At 67.2% G+C, this 22,655-nt stretch carries 22 protein-coding genes; 10 read left to right on the top strand and 12 right to left on the bottom strand.

The genetic code is table 11. From position 1 onward, the window contains the following. The first annotated feature begins 6 nt into the window (after nucleotides 1-6). Nucleotides 7-1,392 (top strand): hypothetical protein, encoded by a 1,386-nt coding sequence (locus tag IE187_RS13045; protein WP_189676589.1) that lies wholly within the window; start codon nucleotides 7-9, stop codon nucleotides 1,390-1,392. 105 nt (nucleotides 1,393-1,497) lie between these two features. Here the strand turns inward: IE187_RS13045 and rpoZ are convergent, their stop codons facing one another. Continuing rightward, the gene (gene rpoZ / locus IE187_RS13040; protein WP_133191040.1) at nucleotides 1,498-1,842 is read right to left on the bottom strand and encodes a DNA-directed RNA polymerase subunit omega; all 345 of its coding nucleotides are present in this window, start codon (nucleotides 1,840-1,842) and stop codon (nucleotides 1,498-1,500) included. A 59-nt stretch (nucleotides 1,843-1,901) separates the two neighbouring features. Beyond that, nucleotides 1,902-2,435: a hypothetical protein gene (locus tag IE187_RS13035; RefSeq protein ID WP_189676588.1), complete on the bottom strand. Its 534-nt coding sequence runs from the start codon at nucleotides 2,433-2,435 to the stop codon at nucleotides 1,902-1,904. A gap of 94 nt (nucleotides 2,436-2,529) precedes the next feature. On the opposite strand from IE187_RS13035, the gene IE187_RS13030 reads away from it, so the two are divergent. Together IE187_RS13030 and IE187_RS13025 are read left to right on the top strand one after the other, a co-directional pair. Next, nucleotides 2,530-3,702: a phospholipase D-like domain-containing protein gene (locus tag IE187_RS13030; RefSeq protein WP_189676587.1), complete on the top strand. Its 1,173-nt coding sequence runs from the start codon at nucleotides 2,530-2,532 to the stop codon at nucleotides 3,700-3,702. Continuing rightward, entirely contained in the window at nucleotides 3,699-5,000 is a 1,302-nt protein-coding gene (locus IE187_RS13025; RefSeq protein WP_133191046.1) for an MFS transporter, read from the top strand. The genes IE187_RS13030 and IE187_RS13025 overlap by 4 nt, the downstream gene beginning before the upstream one ends. Nucleotides 5,001-5,036: 36 nt before the next feature. Here the strand turns inward: IE187_RS13025 and IE187_RS13020 are convergent, their stop codons facing one another. Further along, entirely contained in the window at nucleotides 5,037-7,313 is a 2,277-nt protein-coding gene (locus IE187_RS13020; RefSeq protein WP_133191048.1) for a CDC48 family AAA ATPase, read from the bottom strand. Nucleotides 7,314-7,645: 332 nt separating this feature from the next. Here IE187_RS13020 and IE187_RS13015 point away from each other — a divergent pair, with 332 nt between their 5' ends. Continuing rightward, the gene (locus tag IE187_RS13015; protein ID WP_189676586.1) at nucleotides 7,646-8,536 is read left to right on the top strand and encodes a LysR substrate-binding domain-containing protein; all 891 of its coding nucleotides are present in this window, start codon (nucleotides 7,646-7,648) and stop codon (nucleotides 8,534-8,536) included. Nucleotides 8,537-8,713: 177 nt separating this feature from the next. Here IE187_RS13015 and IE187_RS13010 read toward each other — a convergent pair whose 3' ends face one another. Continuing rightward, entirely contained in the window at nucleotides 8,714-9,175 is a 462-nt protein-coding gene (locus IE187_RS13010) for a peptidylprolyl isomerase (RefSeq protein WP_140851450.1), read from the bottom strand. 148 nt (nucleotides 9,176-9,323) lie between these two features. Between IE187_RS13010 and mgtE the strand changes: the two genes are divergently transcribed. Genes mgtE through IE187_RS12995 form a run of 3 tightly spaced genes read left to right on the top strand, consistent with a single transcriptional unit; the run spans nucleotide 9,324 to nucleotide 11,512 of the window. After that, nucleotides 9,324-10,727, top strand: coding sequence for a magnesium transporter (mgtE, locus tag IE187_RS13005; protein ID WP_229839394.1), 1,404 nt, complete (start codon nucleotides 9,324-9,326; stop codon nucleotides 10,725-10,727). Between the two features lie 4 nt (nucleotides 10,728-10,731). Beyond that, nucleotides 10,732-11,055 (top strand): hypothetical protein, encoded by a 324-nt coding sequence (locus IE187_RS13000; RefSeq protein WP_189676584.1) that lies wholly within the window; start codon nucleotides 10,732-10,734, stop codon nucleotides 11,053-11,055. Between the two features lie 46 nt (nucleotides 11,056-11,101). After that, nucleotides 11,102-11,512 carry a DUF1489 family protein gene (locus tag IE187_RS12995; protein WP_133191058.1) on the top strand — a complete coding sequence of 137 codons (411 nt, stop codon included), beginning with the start codon at nucleotides 11,102-11,104 and terminating at the stop codon, nucleotides 11,510-11,512. Between the two features lie 6 nt (nucleotides 11,513-11,518). Here the strand turns inward: IE187_RS12995 and IE187_RS12990 are convergent, their stop codons facing one another. The 6 genes from IE187_RS12990 to IE187_RS12965 form a co-directional block, all read right to left on the bottom strand. Further along, nucleotides 11,519-12,250, bottom strand: coding sequence for a head GIN domain-containing protein (locus IE187_RS12990; RefSeq protein WP_133191060.1), 732 nt, complete (start codon nucleotides 12,248-12,250; stop codon nucleotides 11,519-11,521). Between the two features lie 48 nt (nucleotides 12,251-12,298). After that, nucleotides 12,299-13,024 (bottom strand): head GIN domain-containing protein, encoded by a 726-nt coding sequence (locus IE187_RS12985; protein WP_189676583.1) that lies wholly within the window; start codon nucleotides 13,022-13,024, stop codon nucleotides 12,299-12,301. Between the two features lie 111 nt (nucleotides 13,025-13,135). After that, nucleotides 13,136-13,669 carry a CarD family transcriptional regulator gene (locus tag IE187_RS12980; protein WP_133191064.1) on the bottom strand — a complete coding sequence of 178 codons (534 nt, stop codon included), beginning with the start codon at nucleotides 13,667-13,669 and terminating at the stop codon, nucleotides 13,136-13,138. Between the two features lie 253 nt (nucleotides 13,670-13,922). After that, on the bottom strand, nucleotides 13,923-14,261 hold the full coding sequence (gene fdxA, locus IE187_RS12975) for a ferredoxin FdxA (protein ID WP_010184201.1): 339 nt from the start codon (nucleotides 14,259-14,261) through the stop codon (nucleotides 13,923-13,925). A gap of 33 nt (nucleotides 14,262-14,294) precedes the next feature. Continuing rightward, on the bottom strand, nucleotides 14,295-14,618 hold the full coding sequence (locus IE187_RS12970; RefSeq protein ID WP_438810929.1) for an RNA-binding S4 domain-containing protein: 324 nt from the start codon (nucleotides 14,616-14,618) through the stop codon (nucleotides 14,295-14,297). Nucleotides 14,619-14,621: 3 nt separating this feature from the next. After that, nucleotides 14,622-17,162 (bottom strand): helicase-related protein, encoded by a 2,541-nt coding sequence (locus IE187_RS12965; RefSeq protein WP_189676582.1) that lies wholly within the window; start codon nucleotides 17,160-17,162, stop codon nucleotides 14,622-14,624. Nucleotides 17,163-17,424: 262 nt separating this feature from the next. On the opposite strand from IE187_RS12965, the gene IE187_RS12960 reads away from it, so the two are divergent. Further along, the gene (locus IE187_RS12960) at nucleotides 17,425-18,891 is read left to right on the top strand and encodes a M23 family metallopeptidase (protein WP_189676581.1); all 1,467 of its coding nucleotides are present in this window, start codon (nucleotides 17,425-17,427) and stop codon (nucleotides 18,889-18,891) included. Nucleotides 18,892-18,996: 105 nt separating this feature from the next. Here the strand turns inward: IE187_RS12960 and IE187_RS12955 are convergent, their stop codons facing one another. Next, nucleotides 18,997-20,643 carry an ATP-binding protein gene (locus tag IE187_RS12955; protein ID WP_133191070.1) on the bottom strand — a complete coding sequence of 549 codons (1,647 nt, stop codon included), beginning with the start codon at nucleotides 20,641-20,643 and terminating at the stop codon, nucleotides 18,997-18,999. A 106-nt stretch (nucleotides 20,644-20,749) separates the two neighbouring features. Next, nucleotides 20,750-21,187: an MAPEG family protein gene (locus tag IE187_RS12950; RefSeq protein ID WP_165954539.1), complete on the bottom strand. Its 438-nt coding sequence runs from the start codon at nucleotides 21,185-21,187 to the stop codon at nucleotides 20,750-20,752. Between the two features lie 210 nt (nucleotides 21,188-21,397). Between IE187_RS12950 and rpmF the strand changes: the two genes are divergently transcribed. Beyond that, on the top strand, nucleotides 21,398-21,577 hold the full coding sequence (gene rpmF, locus IE187_RS12945; protein WP_010184208.1) for a 50S ribosomal protein L32: 180 nt from the start codon (nucleotides 21,398-21,400) through the stop codon (nucleotides 21,575-21,577). A gap of 41 nt (nucleotides 21,578-21,618) precedes the next feature. Continuing rightward, nucleotides 21,619-22,650, top strand: coding sequence for a phosphate acyltransferase PlsX (plsX, locus tag IE187_RS12940; RefSeq protein ID WP_133191072.1), 1,032 nt, complete (start codon nucleotides 21,619-21,621; stop codon nucleotides 22,648-22,650). Nucleotides 22,651-22,655 lie beyond the last annotated feature (5 nt).

Here is a 22,655-nt window from a genome sequence, read left to right as displayed (position 1 = left end):
TGCACAATGCCGGCATCCCCGAAAGCCGCCCTGGCGGTACTGTTTCTCTGCCTTGCGCTGCCGTCGTGTGTCTCGACCAGCCGCTTCATCCCAGATGCCGGGGCGCCGATCGCATTAGACCTCGCCAGTCAGCCCGATGAGACCGTCGTCGCAACGTATCGCATGGCGGCCGCGACTAAGGCGCTGCATTTCGCGCAGGCATTGGGCGGATATCGGCCGGAGGATTGGCATCCGCAATCGGCCGGTTTCCGCTGGATGCAGGACGGCACTGGCGAGCGGATCGAGCGCTTTGACGGTGGCCCTTTCCGCGTCGTGCGCTTCACCCTTCCCGCGCGGTACCGCGCTTTGCCAAAGAGCTACGCGCCCTTCTCGCCGTTCAGCGATGGCGGTGTCCTGATCCATTCGGGCCAGTTTCATGCCTGCTTGCGGATCCCGTGCGCCGGCACCGACGCTTTGCCGATCACCATTGCCGCACCCGGAAAGACGATCGGCGTCGAAGGGCGGCGCGTTGCCGATCAGACCCGCTTCGTCAGCCGCGACGACGGCACCAACATTTTTGTCGGAAACCTGATGCCGGAAGAGGCGGACGGCTTTGTCGCGATCATCGATCCCGGCCTGCCCACCGCCGCGCGCGACCATTTGCGACAGTCGCTGCCCCGCGCGATGACCGCGTTTGCGCGCATCTACGGCGCACTGTCCTTCCGTCCGGAGCTCTATGTTTCCATGGACGCCCGCCCCCGCAAAGACGGCCATGCCTCGACCCAGGGCGGAACACTACCAGGTCAGATCTTCATGCATTTCGACGGCGCCAACGCGCGCGAACGGGTAACAGCCGAGGCACCTTTCTGGCTCGACTGGTTTTTCGCGCATGAAGCGGCGCACCTCTTCCAACAAGACAGGGTCGGCAAGCTCGCGGGTGATGAAACCGCGGCGTGGATCCACGAAGGTGGCGCCGATGCGATGGCCGCGCTCGTTCTGACGCAGCGCGGGAAGGAGGAGCGCGGATATGTCGCAAGCCGGGTGCGCAGTGCCGAGACCGCTTGCGCGACAGGGCTGGCGAGCGCTCCGCTCGATCGCGCCACCGCGAACGGCAATTTCGATCTGCAGTATCAGTGCGGAATGCTGATCTGGCTGGCGCTGGACGAGTCGGTGCGGGCTGGAAAAGGCGACGGGTTGCACGCCGTCAACAAGACGCTGTTCGCGCGCGTCAAGGCAGGCGCGCCATGGGACGAAAATGCCTTTACCACCGCGGCGCGAAGCAGCGGCGCGCCGCAACCGCTGCTGCAGCGCGTCGCACGACTCGTGCATGGCGGGTATCGCGATCCGCATGAGGACGTCGCCGCGCTGGGAAAGGCGGCGCTGGCGACGGTCTTGCGGGAACAGGCGAACTAGGGGGCCGCACAGCGCGTGGCAACGCCACGTCGCCGGTCGGCTCCGAGGCCCTGCGGTCCGAGATTCGGCTATCCACAGCTAACGCTTTCGCGTCAGCCGTGGGCCTCAGCCTTCGTAATCAGCGCCGAGGTTCTGGTTGCGCGGCGGGGCAGCAGCCGTCAGGCGCAGCGCCTCGGCCGAGGCCGCGAGCGAGCCGACCGCATCGGCGACGTCGTCTTCGTCGACCTGGACGCGTTGCAGGCTCTGGATCACCGATTCCTTGAGCGTCGGCGGATGCACCATTTCCTCGGCGATCTCGCGCAGCGCGACGACCGGGTTCTTGTCGCGATCGCGATCGATCGTGATCTCGGCACCGCCCGAAATCTGCCGCGCGCGCTGGGCGGCGAACAGGACGAGATCGAAGCGGTTGGGAATCTTGTCGACGCAATCTTCGACAGTGACGCGCGCCATGAACGGCTTCCTTACTTGTACGACGAGGGTCGGAAAGGCGTTGCCCTAAGAGGAAAGCCCTACGGAGTCAAGAAAACGCGGGGGGCCGGGCCCGGCGGCACCGGCGACCAGCACCGCGCGAGTGCCGCAAGGCTGTGATCGACCCAGGCGGCCAGCGGCGTATCGCGGTTGGTGCCGATATCGATCCAGGCCGGACGTCCGTGCGCATATCCCGCCTCCGCGCGCAGCCGATATTCGGTCCCGTCGACAACCATCGCGCCCGGTGGGTCGATCCCCGACACATAGGGATGCGGCATAGCGACGGCGCGCATCGCCATCAGCGCCGGACGGACCGCCGGACATGTACGGCTTTCCGCCCAGACGATCGTCGCGGGATGCGACGGCTCGCGTCGCGTGAGCCGCAGGGCATAGCCGATCGGAGCATCCGGGCGCGGCTCGGTCGAGAACGCCGCATCGACGCTCTCGCTGACGTGCGACAATACAGGCTCGCGCGAGAAATGCGCGAAGGCGCGCTCCCCGAACGAATCGGCCTCGAGTGGCGGCCCGGGCGGGGTCACAGCGACAGCGGCCTGGAGAGCAAAAGCGAGCAGCATCGGCGGCCTTTATGTTAGGCGATCTGCCTAGTCGGGAGCGTGAGATGCGGTCAACGACTTGCGCAAACCCGGCATTGCCATCACCACGGCGCTGATGTCCGAGCCCGCCCCGCAACCCAGTTTCACCGTCGCCGGCAATCGCCTGACGATGCTCGACACCGGCCCGCGCCGGCTCGACACGTTGATCGCGCTGATCGACGCCGCGAAGGCGACGCTGCGCATCATCTATTACATCTATGTCGACGACGACGCCGGTGCACAGGTGCGCGCCGCGATGATCCGCGCCGCCGAGCGCGGGGTGAAGGTCGCGCTGGTGGTCGACGGGCTCGGCAGCGAAGTCGCCGAGAGCCACCATTTCTTCGAGCCGTTGCGCGACGCGAACGTCGAAGTGTGCCGCTTCGTCCCGCGCTGGGGCCGGCGCTATCTGCTGCGCAACCACCAGAAGCTCGCGCTTGCCGACGGCGAAAGCAGCGAGGCGCGCGCGATCATCGGCGGGTTCAATGTCGAGGACGCTTATTTCGGCACCCCCGCCGAGCAAGCGTGGCGCGATCTCGGGCTGCTCATCGAAGGGCCGGCGGCGCAGCGGATCACCGGCTATTTCGACGCGCTGTCCAACTGGTCGAAGCAGCCCAAGCCACCGCTGCGCGCGCTGCGCCGCGCATTGAAGGCGTGGAGCGAGCCCGACGGCCAGGTGCGCTGGCTGTTTGGCGGGCCGACGCGGCGGCTGTCGCCGTGGGCGCGGGCGGTGAAGCGCGATCTCGAGCGCGCCGCCAAGGTCGATTTGATCTCGGCCTATTTCGCGCCCAATCCGGGGATGCTGCGCCGGCTCGACCGCGCTGGCTTGCGCGGGACGGTGCGGATCGTGCTGGCATCGAAGAACGATCATGGCGCGGCGATCTGGGCGTCGCGCTTCACCTATGCGGGCCTCTTGCGCAAACGCGTGCAGATCTACGAATATCAGCCGACCAAGCTCCACACCAAGCTCTTCCTGATCGACGACGTCGTCTATATCGGCTCGGCCAATTACGACATTCGCAGCCTGTTCCTCAATCTCGAGATGATGCTGCGGATCGACGATCCGGCGTTCGCGGCGCATGTCCGCGGCTATGTCGATGGCGAGGTCGGCCAATCGGAGCGGATCACCGCGCAAGCCTATCGCGAAAACACCGACTGGTGGACGCGCACGCGCCAGTTTGCCGCGTTCTTCGTGATGACGGTGCTCGACTATAACATCACCAAGCAGCTCAATTTCGGACGCGAGAAGTGAAGTCGGCCGCGCGGATCGATCGCGACTTCGCCCTGCTGTTCACCGTGATGCTGACGATCGCTGCGGGCAATACCGCGATGCAGTCGGTGCTCCCGGCGCTTGGCCGATCGTTGAAAGTCCCCGACAGCGCGGTCGCCGCGGCCTTTTCGGTCTCGGCGCTGCTGTGGGTGATTGCCGCGCCGTTCTGGGCGAAGCGCTCCGACGTCCACGGGCGACGCGCGATGATCTTGCTCGGCATGGGCGGCTTCTCGGTGTCGCTGGTGACGTGCGGCGTGTTCCTCGCGGCCGGGATCAACGGCTGGATCAGCGGGACCGCGGCGTTCCTGTGCTTCATCGCGGGGCGGCTGATCTACGGCACGTTCGGGTCGGCGGCGCCGCCCGCGGTGCAAGCGCTCGTCGCGGGCAACACGACGCGCGCCGAGCGCACCAAGGCGCTGACGCTGCTCGGCTCGGCATTCGGGCTCGGCACGATCCTCGGGCCGACGCTCGCGCCGTTCCTCGTGCTCGGATCGCTCGGCGGGGTCGAGATCGGGCTCGCCGGCCCCGCCTTCCTGTTCGCGCTGTTCGGGCTCGGCGTGTCGTTTGCGGTGCACCGCATGCTCGCCGACGATCGCCCGACGCAGAGCGACGACCCGGGTGCTTTCCACGGCGCCGCCAACGCCTACCCCTCGATCGGCGGACAAAGTTCGGGCGCGAGCATTACCGCCGCGACCGAACCGCACAGCGAACCGGTCGGCTATGCCGATCCGCGGATCCGCGGCTGGATGATCGCCGGCCTCGTTTCGGGCCACGGCCAGGCGATGACCGGGCAAGCGATCGGCTTTCTCGTGATCGACCGCCTGCACCTCGCCCCGGCGCAAGCGCTGCAACCGACCGGGATCGTGCTGATGATCGGCGCGGGCGCGGCGTTGCTCGTGCAATGGGGGATCATCCCCAACCTCAATCTGCGCCCGCGGCGGATGATGCTGGCTGGGTTGGTGATCGCGGCGCTGGGGTGCGCGCTGACCGGGGTCGCGACCTCGCTCTATACGATCGCCTGCGCCTATGCGCTGGCGAGCGTCGGCTTCGGCTTTACCCGCCCCGCGTTCACCGCCGGCGCGTCGCTCGCGGTCGATCATGCCGCGCAGGGCGCGGTCGCGGGGAAGGTCACTTCGGTCAACGGCGCGGCGTTCGTGCTCGGCCCGTCGATCGGGGTGGGGCTTTACGAGCTCCAGCATTCGCTGCCGTATCTCGTCGCGGGCGCGGCGATGATGGCGTTGTTCGGCTATGCCTGGGCGAAGTTGCGCGAGGCGCGCTAACCTTCCCCCCTCCCTCGAAGGGAGGGGGGAGGCAGGTCAGCCTTCCTTCGCGCGCGGCGGAAACGCGAAGCCGATCGGCTGGAGCGAGGTCGCGTCCTGCTTCAACCGCGCTTTCATCGTCTCATACTCACGCTCGAGCTCGGGCGTGACCGAGGCGCGCGAATCGCCGAGTGCAGTCTCGAAATGCGCCATCGTCACTTCGCGAACCTCGAGCGATTCGCGCAGCGCGGTGAGCCCCGCACGCCGCACCAGATCCTCGAGATCGGCACCGGTGAAGCGATCGGTCCGGCCCGCCAGCACGTCGAGATCGACATCCTCGGCGATCGGCATCTTGGCGGTCTGGATCGCGAGGATCCGCGCGCGCCCGTCGCGGCTCGGCACGCCGACATAGATCAGCTCGTCGAACCGGCCCGGGCGCAGCAGCGCCGGGTCGATCAGGTTCGGCCGATTGGTCGCGCCGATCACGACGACCGACTGCAGCTCCTCGAGCCCGTCCATCTCGGCGAGGATCGTGTTGACCACGCGCTCGGTGACCTGCGGCTCGCCCATCCCGCTGCCGCGCGTCGGCACCAGTGAATCGAGCTCGTCGATGAAGATCACGCATGGCGCGACCTGGCGGGCACGCGCGAACAGCTTGGCGATCTGCTGCTCGCTCTCGCCATACCATTTGCTGAGCAGGTCGCTCGACTTGGTCGCGATGAAGTTCGCCTGCGCCTCGCGCGCGACCGCCTTCGCCAACAAGGTCTTGCCGGTGCCGGGCGGGCCATAAAGCAGGAAGCCCTTGGCCGGACGGATGCCGAGCCGGCGGAACGCATCGGGGTCCTTCAACGGGAGCTCGACGCCCTCCTTCAACCGCATCTGCGCATCGTCGAGCCCGCCGACATCGTCCCAGCGGACGCGCGGCGCCTCGACCATCACTTCGCGCATCGCGCTCGGCTGGACGCGCTTCAACGCATCGACGAAATCTTCGCGAGTCACGGCCAGCGTGTCGAGGATCTCGGGCGGGATCGTCCCTTCCGAGAGGTTGAGCCGCGGCATCAGCTTGCGCACCGCCTCGATCGCCGCCTCGCGCGCGAGCGCGGCGAGATCGGCCCCGACGAACCCGTAGGTCGTGCGCGACAGCTCATCGAGATCGACCCGGTCGCCGAGCGGCATGCCGCGCGTGTGGATCCCGAGAATCTCGCGGCGCCCACGCTCGTCGGGAACGCCGACGACGATCTCGCGATCGAACCGGCCCGGCCGACGCAGCGCCTCGTCGATCGCCTCGGGGCGATTGGTCGCGGCGATCACCACGACATTGGCGCGCGCTTCCAGCCCGTCCATCAGCGTCAGCAGCTGCGCGACGAGGCGCTTCTCGGCCTCGCCCGACACTTGCCCGCGCTTGGGCGCGATCGAATCGATCTCGTCGATGAAGACGATCGAGGGTGCGGCCTTGGCGGCTTCCTCGAACACCTGGCGCAGCTTGCTTTCCGATTCGCCATAGGCCGAGCCCATGATCTCGGGCCCGTTGATCAGGAAAAACTCGGCCGCCGATTCGTTGGCGACGGCGCGCGCGAGCCGCGTCTTGCCGGTGCCGGGCGGCCCGTGCAGCAACACGCCCTTGGGCGGATCGACGCCCAGCCGCTGGAACAGCTCGGGGTAACGCAGCGGCAGCTCGACCATCTCGCGCAGCTGGTCGATCGTCGGGCCCATCCCGCCGATATCGTCATAGGTGACGTCGGCGCGGCGTGCTTCCTTGGGCTCCTCATATTCGGGGCGCAGCTCGATCTCGGTCGTCTCGTCGACATGCACCACGCCCTTCGGCACGGTCGAGATCACCGCGAGGCGGATCTCCTGCAACGCGTAGGCCGGCGCGCGCAGCATGTTCTGGACACCCGGCGGCATATTGTCGACGCGCTGCTGGCCGGCGGTCGCGACGACGTCGCCCTGCGTCAGCGGGCGGCCGAAAAAGGTGCGCTTGAGCGCGTTCGACGAGCCCTGCAGCCGCAAATTCTGCTGCGCCGGCGCAAAGATCACGCGCGTCGCCGCCTTCGATTCGACCGCACGGATCTCGACGAAATCGCCCGAGCCGACGCCCGCATTGGCGCGCTGCAAGCCATCGATGCGGATGATGTCGAGCCCTTCGTCCTCGGCATAGGGCGCGACCGCGCGCGCCGGCGTCGACGATTTGCCGACGATCTCGATGACATCGCCCTCGCCCAGCCCGAGCGCGGCGAGCATCGCGCGCGGCACATGCGCGAGCCCGCGCCCGCTATCCTCGGGCCGCGCATTGGCGACCTGCAATTTCCGAATCGGCGTCTCGACGTCCGCCATGCTATCTGTTCCTCGCGTAAACCCGGTGAGCGCGCGAGATAGGCATGCGGTTCCGCGAATACGAGAGCGACACTGCGGCGTGCGCTGGACAAAAAAAGGGCCGACCCCCGGAGGGATCGGCCTTGAAAGTTTTAGGAGAGGATGCCTGAAAGGCACCGTCTAAATGCAGCACGACCGATTATGTTGCAAGTGCGAAAGAACTGATTGCGATTGTCGTTTCTGCAATCGTTGCAATCTTCCCCGCCACGGGGAATGGTGGGGTTAGAGCGAACTGTATCTTGGTGCGTCGCACAAGATAGCGATGTCATAGGTCACGGAGGAACGAGCCGACGATGCGCAGACTGCCGCCCCTTACCGCGATCGAAGCGTTCGTGCAGGTCGCCCGCACCGGTTCGATCAAGGCGGCGTCGCAGGAGCTTGCCTTGTCGCCGCCCGCGCTCAGTCGGCGGATCCAGGCGCTCGAGCGCTTTATCGGCCGCCCGCTGTTCGAGCGCCGCCACCAGGCGGTCGTGCTCAACGCCGATGGCGACCGGCTGCTGCAACAGATCGCGCCCGCGCTCGACCAATTGTCGGACGCGGTCGAAGTGATGACGAGCAATACCGACGTGTTGCGGCTGCGACTCGGGCTGCTCCCGCTTTGGGCGTCGCAGAAGCTGTTCCCGCGGCTCGGCGAGCTGCGCACGCAGCATCCCGAACTCCACCTCGACATCGACACCGCGGCGCACCTGCTCTCGCGGCTCGGCGAAGGTCTCGATGCGGTCATCGCGCTAGCGCGCGACATCGACCCGGCGCTCTATGCCAAGCGGCTCGATCGCAACCAGGTCTATGTGATCGGTGCGCGTGCGCTGATCGAAGGGCAGAACCCGATCACCAGCCCCGACCAGCTCGCCGGGCTGACCGCTTTGGTGCACCGCGACATGCCCGATACGTTCAGCGCGTGGCGTGCGGCGGCGGGGCTGACCGATCTCGAGCCGCTCGCGATCGACCATTTCGATTCGGGCGCGCTGATGCTCGAGGCGGCGGCGCAGGGGCTCGGCATCGCCTTCATGCACGCCAGCCATTTCGAGGAAGCGCGCGACGATCGAATCGTGCGGCTGTTCGATATCCCGGTCGAGAGCCCGTACAGCTATTGGTTCGCGTGCCGCCCGCGCGCGCTGACGCAGAAGCCGGTGCGGCTGTTCCACGACTGGCTGATCGCGACGATCGCCGATCCGGGGGTTTGACAGGTGACGCAGGCCCTCTCCCGCGAGCGGGAGAGGCTACGCAGACTTGGGTCGCGTTCTTCACGCGGCGCTAGTCGTAGTCGGTGAGGGTCTTCTTCTTTTCGGGCGTCGTTGAGAAGAACGCCCTCACCCAACCCTCTCCCGCGAAGGCGGGAGAGGGCTTTGCTGGTGCGTTCGTTACTCGGCGTGCGCCTTCAGGATCTTGCCCGGGCTACGCGGCGGCTCGCCCTTCGGCAGCGCGTCGACATGCTCCATGCCCGACGTGACCTGACCCCAGACGGTGTACTGGTTGTCGAGGAAGCGCGCATCGTCGAAGCAGATGAAGAACTGGCTGTTCGCCGAGTTCGGGTCCTGCGCACGCGCCATCGACGCGGTGCCACGGACATGCGGCTCCTTCGAGAATTCGGCGGGCAGGTTCGGGTGGTTCTTCGAGCCGTGCATGCCGGTGCCCGTGGGATCGCCGCCCTGCGCCATGAAACCGGGGATCACGCGGTGGAACACGACGCCGTCGTAGAAGCCGGCATTGGCCAGCTCGGCGATCCGCGCAACGTGCTGCGGCGCGAGATCGCCGCGCAGCTTGATCACGACGTCGCCGCCGCTATCGAGGGTCAACGTGAGGGTTTCGGGAAGATCGGCCATCGGAGGACTCCTGGAAATGGGGGATGCGCCGCCCTAGCTAGGCTGCGCACGGCTGGCAAATCGCCCGCCGCCGCACAGCCCAACGAAGCGGCGTTGGCTTTGTTGCCGCACGCCGCTAGACCGCCAGAATTACAGGCCAAGGAGGTCCATGGTGAGCGAGACCGACCTGACCGAGCCCGAGCTCGATACCGCCCAACTCGACGAAGACGACCGATTGAAGCCCGCCTTCGTCAGCGCAGTGCGCGATGCAGTCGAGTCGGGCGACGCCGCGGCGGCGCGCGCGCTGGTCGAGCCGCTCCACCCCGCCGATATCGCCGATCTGTTCGAGCTGACACCGCACGAGGACCGTGCCGCGCTCGCGACCGCGATCACCGACTTGCTCGACGGCGACGTCTTCGCCGAGATGAACGATTATGTCCGCGAGGATCTGATCGACGCGCTGTCGGCGACGCAGGTGGCCGACATCGCCTCCGAGCTCGATACCGACGACGCCGTCGCGATCATCGAGGACATGGAGCCCGCCGACCAGCGCGAGGTGCTCCGCGCGCTCGACCCCGACGATCGCGCCGCGATCGAAGAGGCGCTGAGCTACGACGAGGAGACCGCCGGCCGCTTGATGCAGCGCGAGCTGATCGCGGTGCCCGAGCATTGGTCGGTCGGCGACGTGCTCGACTATCTGCGCCAGCATGACGAGCTGACCACCGACTTCTGGGAGATCTTCGTCGTCGATCCGGCGCACAAGCCCGTCGGTACCGTCGCGCTGTCATGGATCCTGCGCACGCCGCGCGGGATTGCGATCGGCGACGTGATGCAGCGCGAACAGACCTTGATCCCGGTCGACATGGACCAGGAAGAAGTCGCGCTGCGCTTCCAGAAATACGCGCTGATCTCGGCCGCGGTGGTCGATCCGGTCGGGCGGCTGGTCGGGATGATCACCGTCGACGACATCGTCCACATCATTTCCGAAGAAGCCGGCGAGGATATCCTCCGCCTGTCGGGCGCGGGCGACGGCGACATCAACGAGCCGATCCATCTCACGGTGCGGACGCGAATCACCTGGCTCGTCGTCAATCTCGGCACCGCGATGCTCGCCGCTTCGGTCGTCGGGCTGTTCCAGGGCGAGATCGGGCGTTTCGCGCTGCTCGCGGTGCTGATGCCGATCGTTTCGGGGATGGGCGGCAATGCCGGCACGCAGACGCTCGCGGTGATGGTCCGCGCGCTCGCCACCAACCAGCTGACCAGTTCGAACACCGGCCGGATGATCTACCGCGAATTCCGCATCGCCGCCGCCAATGGCGCGATGCTCGGCACGCTGATCGGGATCGGGACGTTCCTGATCTTCGGCAACATGCATTTGGCGATCGTCATTGCAATGGCGATGGTGATCAACAATCTGATCGCGGGCCTTTCGGGGGTGCTGATCCCGGTGACGCTCGACCGGCTCGATATCGATCCCGCCGTCTCGTCGGCGGTGTTCGTGACGATGATGACCGACGTGATGGGCTTCTTCTCGTTCCTCGGCCTTGCGACGCTGTTCGGGCTCGGCAGCTAGCCCCATGTGGAACCACCTGCCGGTGTCGATCGGGGTTCAGCTCGTCTGCTGGGCGCTGGGCCGCTGGCTCGCGGTGCCGACGCGCGGCGCGCTCTGGCTCGGCTGCTTTGCGGGGTCGGCGGTGTGCATCATGCGCGAGATCACACAGCGCGAATATCAATGGATCGAGCAATTCGGCGCCGGGCGACGCGCCAACATGCCGGGCTATGCCGGGCTCGAAGTGTGGGCGTGGAACGCGCACTCGCTCAGCGAGACCGCCGTCGCGATCGCCGGGTCGGTGCTCGTCGCGCTCGTCGTGAGCCATTACGCCGCCGATCGCGAGATTTGAACCTTTCGGGGTTGGCGCAGAGCGCGCGCTGCCCCATCTGCGACGGGTGCCGCTTCATCTCACCAAGGTCGCGTTCGGCGCGACCAGTCTCGATCATCTCGACGAACGCCTGCGCCAGCGCGGTGCCGAGGGGCCCGTGTTCCTGACGACGCGCTATCTGCCCAAACGGCACGAGGAGATCGTCGGAACGCCCGGCGGCTCGCTCTACTGGATCATCAAGCATACGCTCGTCGCGCGCTCGCCGATCCTCGGCTTCGGTGAGGCCGAGGGCGGACGCGTCGCGATCCATATCGACCCGGCGCTGGTGCTGACCGAAGGCCGGCCGAAGCGCGCGCATCAGGGCTGGCGCTATCTCGAGCCAGGCGATGCACCCGCCGATCTCGGCGCGGGGATGGTCGCGGGCGATGTCATGCCGACTGCGTTGCTCGCCAAATTGTCGGCGCTGGGATTGGTCTAGCGCCGCTTACGGCGCGCTGCCGCCGCACGTCACCGGCGCACCGGCGGGCGCCTTGACCTTGCATTTCGGGCTGCCCGAGACCGTTACCGCACCGAGCCCGGTCGTCACGACATCGGCGACATAGCGCGCATTGGCTTGCGTCGCGCCCGATCCGTCGAGCCGCAACAGCGCTTCGTTGGCGAGCAACGCGCTCGCATCGATCGACCCCGCCCCGGTGCTGAGCACGCGCAACCGCGCGGTCCGCCCGCCCAGCGTCATCGCGCCCGCGCCGACGAGCGTCACCGAGACTTGATCGGCGGCGAGCTCGGGCGCGGTGATCGATCCGCTGCCGGAAATCTGCAGGTCGACGCGCGCCCCGCGCAGTGGACCGGCAATGACGAGTTTCCCCCCGCCGATCACCGCCGCAGCGTGGAGATCGGTCGTCCGCACATAGATCGTCGGCGGGTCGGCGGCGCCCGCCCGGGAAGAACCGTCCGAATCGCGCGCCGTCCCGCGGATCGTCAGCACCCGAGCATCGACATGCACGTCGAGCCCGTCGGTCGCGCCAGTCACGCGCGCGGCAGGCGTGCCGCGCGTCGCGAGCCGCACGTCGAACGGCCCCTCGACGCGGATCCGGTCGAAATCGCCGATGAAATAGCTGCGTTCGGCGGCGCGCGCAGGCGCAACCGCGACGAGCATGGCAAGGGTCAGGAAGCGCAGCATCGCCGCGACCATCCGCGCAAGTGCCGCGCCGCGCAAGCGCGATCAGCCGACTCCGATCGGCCGCCCCCGATCAGCCGACCCCGATCACCCGCCGCAGCGCACCTCGCCCGAGCCAACCTTGGTCGTCGTGCAATGCGCCGCCGGCCCGAGATCGACATTGCCCGAACCGACCATCGAAACCCGCGCCTCGCCACTGACATCGGCGGTGACGTCGCCCGATCCGGCGATCGACACCGTCGCGCCGCGCGCCTTGAGCCCGCGCGCGGCAACATTGCCCGAGCCGGCGACATCGATCGCCAACCGCTCGACCGCACCCTTGGCGGTGATATTGCCCGATCCGGCGACCGCCAGCTTGGCCTGCGGCACGGCAAGCGCGCCGATCGAGAGATCGCCCGAGCCCGCGGCATCGGCGTCGAAGCGTGCGCCCGCGACGCGGTCGATCGCCATATTGCCCGACCCGGCGATTTGCGCCGCGACGATCCGCGGCATCGTCACGAAGATCTTCACGCGGTCTTGCTTCGAGCCCCAGCTGAAGCCGCCGAGGTTTTTCTTGCGCCCGACGCGGAGCGTGTCGCCCTCGCGCACGATCTCGAGCTTGTCGAGCTCGCTGCGGGCCCCCTGCGCGCGCACCGAAAAGCCCGACCCGACGCGCACGTCGACATCGTCCGACCCACGCAGCGCGACGCCGGTGAAATCGGCGATCGCGAAGCTGCGCGTCGCACGCGGGGCCGAGTCACCCGGGGGCGATGCGTCGCTGTTGAACGAGCACGCTGCGAGCGGGACGGCGATGAGAAACGGAAGGACGCGCATGACGGAACTCCTGTGTGTTGCAACAATAATACACTGACGAACCGGCCGCGCAACAAAAAAGGGGCAGCCGTCGCCGGCCGCCCCCTGATGGCACGTCGATGGTGCGAAGAATCAAGCCGGAGCCTTGTCCTTGTTGTGGATCGCGGCGGCCTTGCGCAGGATCTCGAGGATCTTTTCCTGTGCGGTCGGCTCGTCGACCTGCTCCATCGCGGCGAGTTCGCGCGCGAGGCGGCTGGTCGCGCCTTCGAAGATCTGGCGCTCGGAATAGCTCTGCTCGGGCTGGTCGTCGGCGCGGAACAGATCGCGCACCACTTCGGCGATCGACACGAGGTCGCCCGAATTGATCTTGGCTTCATATTCCTGCGCGCGACGCGACCACATGGTGCGCTTGACGCGCGGCTTGCCGGTCAGCGTGTCGAGCGCTTCACGCAACGTCTTGTCGCTCGAGAGCTTACGCATCCCGACGCTTTCCGCCTTGTTGGTGGGCACGCGCAGCGTCATGCGCTCTTTTTCGAACCGCAGAACATAGAGTTCGAGCTGCATCCCGGCGATTTCCTGCCGTTGGAGCTCGATCACACGGCCGACACCGTGCTTGGGATAAACGACATAATCGCCGACGTCGAAGGACAGCGCCTTGGCAGCCATTCCGTAAGACCTTTCTGTGGACCGGGTATCCGGTGCAACGCATCCGCGGCAGAAAAGCTGCAGAGCACGTGCGGATGTGGGTGTTGTTGTACGTCTCCGTGCCGAAAGCGCGCGCGATGGCGCTTGCGTCCCTGTCCTTTTAACAGAGTCGTAATAAAATTACCAGCTAAACGTCGCACTCGCGACGTCATTGCGCATTGCTTTTGCGTGCAATCGCGGATCGAGGCGGAGTTCTGCCCCGATTCGCGACACTTCAGTCGCCCGCGCCCGGCTCGGGCGAGAAGAACTCCATCTTGCCCGGCTTGCCCTTCCACGCATCGGCATCGGCCGGCGTCTGGTTAGCGTTGCGCGTGACGTTGGGCCACTGGCCCGAGAAGGTCGTGTTGAGCTCGAGCCACTGCTCGAGACCCGATTCGGTGTCCGGGAGAATGGCCTCGGCGGGGCATTCGGGCTCGCACACGCCGCAATCGATGCACTCGCTGGGATTGATCACCAGCATGTTCTCGCCTTCGTAGAAGCAGTCGACCGGGCACACCTCGACGCAGTCCATGTACTTGCACTTGATGCAGGCATCGGTGACGACGTAGGTCATTAAAACACTCCCGGAGTACGAACGCTTGTGCTGCTATGCCCGAGCGTCACCGCCGTCAACGCTTGCGCGCGTCGGACGCGTATTTTCGAGCAACTCGTCGTAACACGCACGCCCCTCCTCGGGCGGACCGCGGCGCTGCGGCAGCACGACGAGGCGGAGCGCGCGAACCCGGCCGGCGGGGGTCGCAAAGGCGATGACGCTACCGATCCGCACCAGCGTCGCGGGCTTGTCGACCGCGCGACCATCGACGCGGACATGGCCGCTCGCCGCCATGGTCTGCGCAATCGCGCGCGTTTTGACGATCCGCGCGAACCATAAAAAGCGGTCGAGCCGCATCGTGTGCGTCGATTCGCCCAAACCTTACTCCGCCTGTCCGCCGAGCGCGGCGAACGCGCCCGCCATCGCCCCTGCCATCGCCCCTGCCATCGCCGTATCGCGCGGCGGTGGCGCAGGGCGCACCGGCGGGCGGCCGCGCCAGCTCCAGCGCAGCGTGTCGTCGGCGCTCGGCGCAGGGCGGAAGCCGAAGCCCCCCATCAATTGCTCGAGCGTCGCGCGCGTCAGCCCCATCGACAGCGCGAGCGCCGGATCGAGCACGAACGGTTTGCGCCCCTGGCTGCCGCGCGCGTCATGCGCCGCCCGCGCGATGCGTTCGATCAAGTCGATCCGCACCGCCTGCGCGCCGACCGGGCGATAGCCATGCGCCAGCGTCGCGCCCGGCGCGGCACGGTCGAGCACCGTCGCCCCTTCGCGCGGCCCTGCGCCCACCGGCTGCGTATTGCGTGCGGCGAGCAGGACGCGCCGCCAGCGCGCCGCGCCCGGCTTGAGCAACCGCGGATCGAACAGGTCGAGCGCACCAATCGTGAACCCCGCCCCACGAAACGCTTTGCGCGCCACCGGATCGAGCCCGTCGACCGCCACCGCAATATCGGCGCGCGCGACGATCCCGCCATGCGCGACGAGTGCCGCCGCGACCGCGCGCGACGCCGGGCTGGCCGCCGGATCGCGCTGGACGCCGTCGAGCACGACCAGCCCCGGCACGCTGCGCTTGAGCTGCCCGGCGAGCCACAGCTTCAGCCGCGCTTCGATCTTCCCACGCGCCTCGACGCTCAGGCAATCGAGCGCGCGATCGAGCAGCACGCGCGGGCGCAACAGCGTCGGCCCCGGCGCGAGCGTCGCGACCGCAAGCTCGCCCCACAGCAAAGTCGGCACCGCGCCAACCTCGGCCGACAGCGCCAGCGCGTGATCCTCCGCCTCGGCCAGCGCCACGCCGCGCCGCGCGCGTTCGTCGCCGAGCCGGCGTTCGGCAGCGGCGAGCAGCAGCCGTTTGTCGGTCGCACGCGCATCAGGCGCGACGACGAAGCGGAAGCCGTCGAGCCGCCCGATCGCATGATCCTCGACCATCACCTCACCCTGCGCGCCGATCGTGACGGGCAACGCGCGGGGATCGGCGCCGATCTGGCGCATCAGCAGCGTCGTGCGCTTGTCGACGAAGCGCTGCGTGAGACTCAGGTGGAGCGCATCCGAGAGCCGCTCCTCGACCGCGCCCGCGCGTGCCGACCAATGCGCCGGATCGGCCAGCCAGTCGGCGCGGTTGGCGATATACGACCAGCTCCGCGCCGCCGCGATCCGACCCGCCAGCGTCTCGACATCGCCCGCGACATTGTCGAGCCGCGCGATTTCGGCAGCGAACCAGTCGTGCGGAATGTGGCCGTTGCCCTCGCTCAGATAGCCGAACAGCCTTGCCACGAAGCGCGTGTGCGGATCGACACCGAGCTTGCGGAAATCGGGCACCCCGCACGCCGCCCACAACCGCGCGACCATCGCCGGCGAGCGACACCGCCCGCGCACGCCGGGCTCCTCCGCCATCCGCTTCAACACCGCGAGGTCGGTCGACTGCGGTGCCGCCCACAGCACGCGGTGCGCGGGGCGCTGCTCGAGGCTTTCGATCAGCGCATCGACACTCGCATAATCGGGCTCGCCCTGCCGCCAATAGAGCTGCTCGAGCGGCGGGAAGCGATGCTCCTCGATCGCGAACACTTCCTCGGGCGTGAACGCCCCCGGCCCTTCCTCGACCAGCGCGCCGAAGGTGCCATCGCGCTGGTGCCGCCCGGCGCGTCCGGCGATCTGCGCCATCTCGGATACGCGCAGGCGGCGCTGGCGATGGCCGTCGAACTTGTTGAGGCTGGCAAAGGCGACGTGCGCCACGTCCATGTTAAGCCCCATGCCGATCGCATCGGTCGCGACGAGATAATCGACCTCGCCCGCCTGGAACATCGCGACCTGTGCGTTGCGCGTGCGCGGGCTGAGCGCGCCCATCACCACCGCCGCTCCGCCACGCAAGCGCCGCAGCATCTCGGCGACGGCGTACACTTCCTCGGCGCTGAACGCGACGATCGCCGAGCGCTTGGGCAGCCGGCTGATCTTCTTCGCGCCGGCATAGCTCAGCGTCGAGAAGCGCGGGCGATTGATGATCTCGATGCCCGGCACCAGCGCCTTGAGCATCGGCCGCAGCGACTCCGAACCGAGCAGCATCGTCTCCTCACGACCGCGTGCGCGTAAGATGCGGTCGGTGAAGACGTGGCCGCGCTCGGGATCGGCGCCCAGCTGCGCCTCGTCGAGCGCGACGAACGCCAGATCCTTGTCGAGCGGCATCGATTCGGCGGTGCACAGGAACCAGCGCGCGTCCTTGGGGACGATCTTTTCCTCGCCGGTGATCAGCGCGACGCGGTTCTCGCCCTTGAGCTTGACGACGCGGTCATAGACCTCGCGCGCCAGCAGCCGCAGCGGGAAGCCGATCATCCCGCTCGAATGCCCGCACATCCGCTCGACCGCGAGATGGGTCTTGCCGGTATTGGTCGGTCCGAGCACCGCCGTGACGGCATGTTCTGCGGTACGCTGCATGACGCGTGCAACATCGCGTGCCGGGCACCTAAGTGCAACCACTAGGCAAAAATACGATCTGCAGCGGCCTCGTTAACCACGCTAAAGCGCTGCCTCGCACAGCGTTTCTCCATCTCGTCGCAGCGCGGCAACGCATCGGCGTTCTGCGCGCTTTCCAAGGGCGGGGTTAATTTGACTTTAGGGTTTTGGCACCACAGTCATTTGGCTCCATGCTGCGGGGCGGAACGAGCAGCGTGTATCGATTTTTCGGGGGCGCGAATCCTTGTTCTTGCGTAACGATCATGGGCTCGACCAGGCTGGCGGCACCGCCGCCATCTCCTTCGGTCGCGCGCTCGTGCCCAATGCCGAGCTCACCCGCTTCGAAAAACTGCGCGCCGCCGCATTGCACATCGATTGGGTTCCCGATCTCGGATCGCGGATCGGCTCGCTCGACTGGTGGCGCGGTGCGGCGACCTGCGCCGCTCTGTGCGCCACCGCGATCGCGATCGCCCCGCCGATCACCCGCCCGATCCTGGGCGCGATCCCCGCCCCGCTGACCGGCGCCGACCGCGACGAAGCCCGCGCGCAAGCGATTCTGCCGCTCGCGCTCGGCGCGAACAGCGGGCGGCACATGGCGTCGAACGACTTGGTCGTCCCGCTTGCCGAAGCCCCCGAACGCCCGGTCGAGGACCGCACCGCGACCGTCGGCCAAGGTGACAGTTTCGGCGACATGCTCCAGCGCGCCGGCGTATCCGAACGCGATGCGCAAAACGCCGTCGCGCTGATCGCGAGCTCGGTCCCGCTCGGCGATCTGAAACCCGGCACGCAAGTCCCGATGACGCTCGGCCGCCGCCCTAATCGCAGCGTCGCACGCCCGCTCGAGGCGCTCGCCTTGCGCGCCCGCTTCGACGAGCAGCTGACGCTCAAGCGCGTCGGCGACCAGCTCGTGCTGACCAAGCAATCGATCGCGATCGACACGACCCCGCTGCGCATCCAGGGCCCGGTCGGCAGCAGCCTGTACCGCTCGGCGCGCGCCGCCGGCGTTCCCGTCAAGCTGGTCGAGACGTACATCAAGGCGATTGCGAGCAAGTTCGCGATCGGCCGCGTCGGGCGCGACGATTCGTACGACCTGGTGATCGAGCGCAAACGCGCGGCGACGGGCGAAACGCAGCTCGGCAATCTGCTGTTCGCCGGGCTCGATCACGGCGCCGCCAAGACGCAGCTCGTGCAATGGACCGACGGCACCTGGTACGAAGCGAGCGGCCAGTCCGAGCGGCAGGGCATGTTCACCATGCCGGTGTCGATGGCGCGGATCACCTCGAGCTTTGGCATGCGCTTCCATCCGCTGCTCGGCTTCACGCGGATGCACAAGGGCATCGACATCGGCACCGCGTGGGGCACGCCGATTCACGCCCCCGCCGACGGCACGATCACCTTTGCCGGGCGCAGCGGCGGGTATGGCAATTTCATCAAGCTGTCGCATGGCGGCGGGATCGAGACGCATTACGGCCATCTCAGCCGCTTCGCGACGCGCCCCGGGCAGCATGTGTCGCGCGGCGAGGTGATCGGCTATTCGGGCAATAGCGGCATGTCGACCGGCCCGCATCTCCACTGGGAAGTGCTGCGCGGCGGCGTCGCGGTCAATCCGCGCGGCTTCTCCTTCTCGAGCGTGGCGACGCTGTCGGGCGAGCAATTGCGCGCGTTCAAGGCGAAGGTCGCAAGCCTGCTCGCGGTCAAGCCGGGCGCGTAAGCCGCGTCACCGGTTCGATCCGGGGTCCGTACGAGCCGCCAGCCGCACCCTGTAACACCGATCGCACGCCGGGATGCCGGATAACGTCCGGCATGACGCAGCCGCTTACCGCCCCTGCGCGCGCCAGCGCTTCAAGGTCCGTGCGATGATCTCGCCTTCGCCGCCGGTCTGGCGCCACAATTGCGAGAAGAGCGGATCGTCCGACGCCGGGCGCTTGTCGTCGGCGAGCGAATCGAACGAGACGCGGATCGGGATCGCGACGCCCTCGCCGCAGATGATGCACTCGCGGTTGCGCAAGGCCGGGATCGAATCGAGGAAGCCGCGCGCGCCCTCGGGCATCGCCGCGCGGACGAACGCCTGGTCGCGATCGTTGTTGAGCCGCATCGCAATGATCGTACCGCATTGCGAGAGCACACCCTCGGCCAGATCCGACGGCCGCTGCGTGATCAGCCCGAGCGAGACGCCGTATTTGCGCCCCTCTTTGGCGATTCGCGAGAGGATCCGCCCGACGCTTGATCCATCGCCGTTCCCCGCGGGGATGTAGCGATGCGCTTCCTCGCAGACGAGCAGGATCGGCCGCTGCGGCTCGCCGCGCGACCAGATCGCGAAATCGAATACCATCCGGCTGAGCACCGCCACCACCACCGAGGTGATCTCGCTCGGCACGCCCGACACGTCGATGATCGAAATCGGCTTGCCGTCGCCCGGCAAGCGGAACACGCGTTCGATGAAACCCGCCATCGTATCGGCGACGAGCATGCCGGAGAACATGAAGCCGTAGCGCGGATCGGCCTTGATCTCGTCGATCTTGGTGCGCAGCCGCAGATACGGCGCGGTGTCACCGGCGCGGTCCATCTTGCCCATTTCGAGCCCGATCAAATTGGTCAGGTCGCTCAGCAGATACGGCACCGGCGCATCGACCGTCAGCTTGCCGATCTCCTGGCCCAGCCGCCCCTTGGCGCGCGCCATCAGCAGGCATTTGGCGAGGATGTCGGCGTCGATCTGCTTCTCCGACCCCGACGAGGTGACGAACACCTCGCAATGTTCCTCGAAGTTCATCAGCCAATACGGCATTTGCAGATTCGACACGTCGTAGATCGCGCCATTGCCCTTGAACGCCGCGGCATATTCGCCGTGCGGATCGATCATCACGATATGCCCCTGCGGGCTGAGCTCGCAGATGCGGTGGAGGATCAGCGCGGCGCTGGTCGACTTGCCCGTGCCGGTGCTGCCGAGCAGCGCGAAATGCTTGCCGAGCATCGCATCGACATACAGCGCGGCGCGGATGTCCTTGGTCGGATAGACCGTGCCGATCTCGATATTCGCGCGGTCGTCGGCCGAATAGATCTGCCGCAGGTCGGTGGTCGAGACCGGGTATACCGCGCAGCCCGGAGTCGGATAGCGCGTCACGCCGCGGCGGAACTTGTAGAGCTTGCCGGTGAGCTTTTCCTCGTCGCCTTCGCCGAGGAAGTCGACCGTCGCGGCGATCCGGTCGTCATGCCCGTCGATCAGCTTGAGCGAGCGGATATTGGCGATCAGCCACGTCCCGCCGACGCGCATCTTGATCTGGCTGCCGACCGACCCGGCGGTGGCAATCACCGGATCGGCACTGCCCACCGTCGCGTCGAGCGCCAGCGCATCGAGCATCACCAGGCTGCTCGACCCGGCGATTTCGAACACCATGCCGATACAGGGCGCTGTCGCAGTTACGGCGTTGGGCGCGAAGGCATGTGCGCTCGGCATTTCGGTCATCGTGGTCGGATCCCCCCGGGTGAGGGCACCGCAATGCACGAACATCGGTAAACATCCGGTGAGGATGCTGCTGCGTACATCCCGTACCGCGACGCTAGGCCGCGGCTTACCCCGCTGGCACCGCGCTGACCGCCGGCACGCCGTGCATCGCAGGCGCCACGAAGGGCAGCGTCACGGCGTACCCGCCGAGCCCGAGCAGCAAGGCGAAGGTCACCAGCGTGCCCAGCTCGCGCCCGAGCCGCATCCCGTCCATGCCGAGCGCATGCGCCACGCGTGCGAGCACGAACAGCACGCTTGCCACCCACAGCCACAGGCTCGTGCCGTTGGTGAATTCGATCAGCGCGATCAGGATCAGGATGAACGGCGCCGATTCGATGAAATTGGCGTGCGCGCGCATCCGGCGAATCAGCGCCTCGTTTCCGCCATCGCCGATGCTGACCTTGGTCTGGCGGCGAATCGCCCCGGTGCGCATCGCCAGCCACAGGTTGAGAATCGCCGCGGCGCCGGCGCTTACCAGCGCGATCGGCAAAAGAATTGGTCCCATCGATACCCCCAAAAGTCACTAAACCATCTCGGCGGAGACCCTGGCACCCCATGCACAAGCTTGCAACGCCGTGGGGAATCGCTATAGGCCGCGATCTTCGCGATCTGTCTGGCATCGGTGCCGCTCGCGCGGCCAGCCTCAGGCGTTGGTTGCGTAAGAGCCCGGACCGGGCGTATCGCACCTGTCAGACACGTATAAGGTTTCGCCAAAATGGCCGTCCCCAAAAGAAAAACCACGCCGTCCAAGCGCGGCATGCGTCGCAGCCACGATTCGCTGACGGTTGCGTCGTTCCAGGAATGCCCGAACTGCGGCGAACTGAAGCGCCCGCACAATCTGTGCCCGTCGTGCGGACACTATAACGGCCGCGAGATTCTCTCGGTCGAAGGCTGATTCGACGCATCGCCCGTCTAGTTGAACAGGGAGCGACCAGCGTGACGAACAGCTCCCGGATCGCAATCGATGCGATGGGCGGCGATGAAGGCCTGGCGGTGATGCTCGCCGGCGTTGCGCGTGCGCGCCGCCGGTTCGAGGACATGCGCTTCATTCTCGTCGGTGACGAAAGCGCGATCGCGGCTGGGCTGAAGGATCACCCCAACCTCAGCGCGCATTCCGAGATCGTCCATGCATCCGACGTGATCGGCTCGGCTGAGAAGCCGAGCCAGGCGCTGCGCCGTGCCAAGACCACGTCGATGGGAATCGCAATCGACATGGTCAAGCAGGGCCGTGCCGCCGCGTGCGTGTCGAGTGGCAATACCGGCGCGCTGATGGCGATGTCGAAGCTGTCGCTGCGGATGATCCCCGGGATCGACCGCCCCGCGCTCGCCGGGCTGATGCCCTCACTCGGTGCCAACGACACCGTCGTGCTCGATCTCGGCGCCAACACCGAGTGCGATTCGCGCAATCTCATCCAGTTCGCGGTGATGGGCGCGGCGTACGCCCGCACCACGCTCGACCTCGCACGCCCACGCGTCGCGCTGCTCAACATCGGCAGCGAGGACCAGAAGGGGACCGAGACGATTCGCGACGCCGCGACCGCCTTGCGTGCGGCAACGCACCTCCCGCTTGATTTCACCGGCTTTATCGAGGGCGACAAGCTCTCGCGCGGCGATGTCGACGTGATCGTGTGCGATGGCTTCTCGGGCAATATCGCGCTCAAGACCGCCGAGGGGACCGCGCGCTTCGTCGCCGATCTGCTCAAGCGCGCGTTCCGTTCGTCGACACGCTCGAAGATCGGTTTCCTGATTTCGCGCCCGGCGACCGAATTGCTGCGCCATCATCTCGACCCGAACAACCATAATGGTGCCGTGTTTCTCGGGCTCAATGGGTTGGTGGTAAAGAGCCATGGCGGCGCCAACGAGATTGGCGTGTGCACCGCGATCGCGGCGGCGGCGAAAATGGTACGCGACGATCTGACCCGGCGCATCGCCGAGGATCTAGGCGATTTCGAGAAAAAGGCAGCGTAATGCCC

Source organism: Sphingomonas glacialis, assembly GCF_014653575.1.
Lineage (GTDB): Bacteria > Pseudomonadota > Alphaproteobacteria > Sphingomonadales > Sphingomonadaceae > Sphingomonas > Sphingomonas glacialis.
This window is presented reverse-complemented; position numbering and strand designations above follow the sequence as displayed.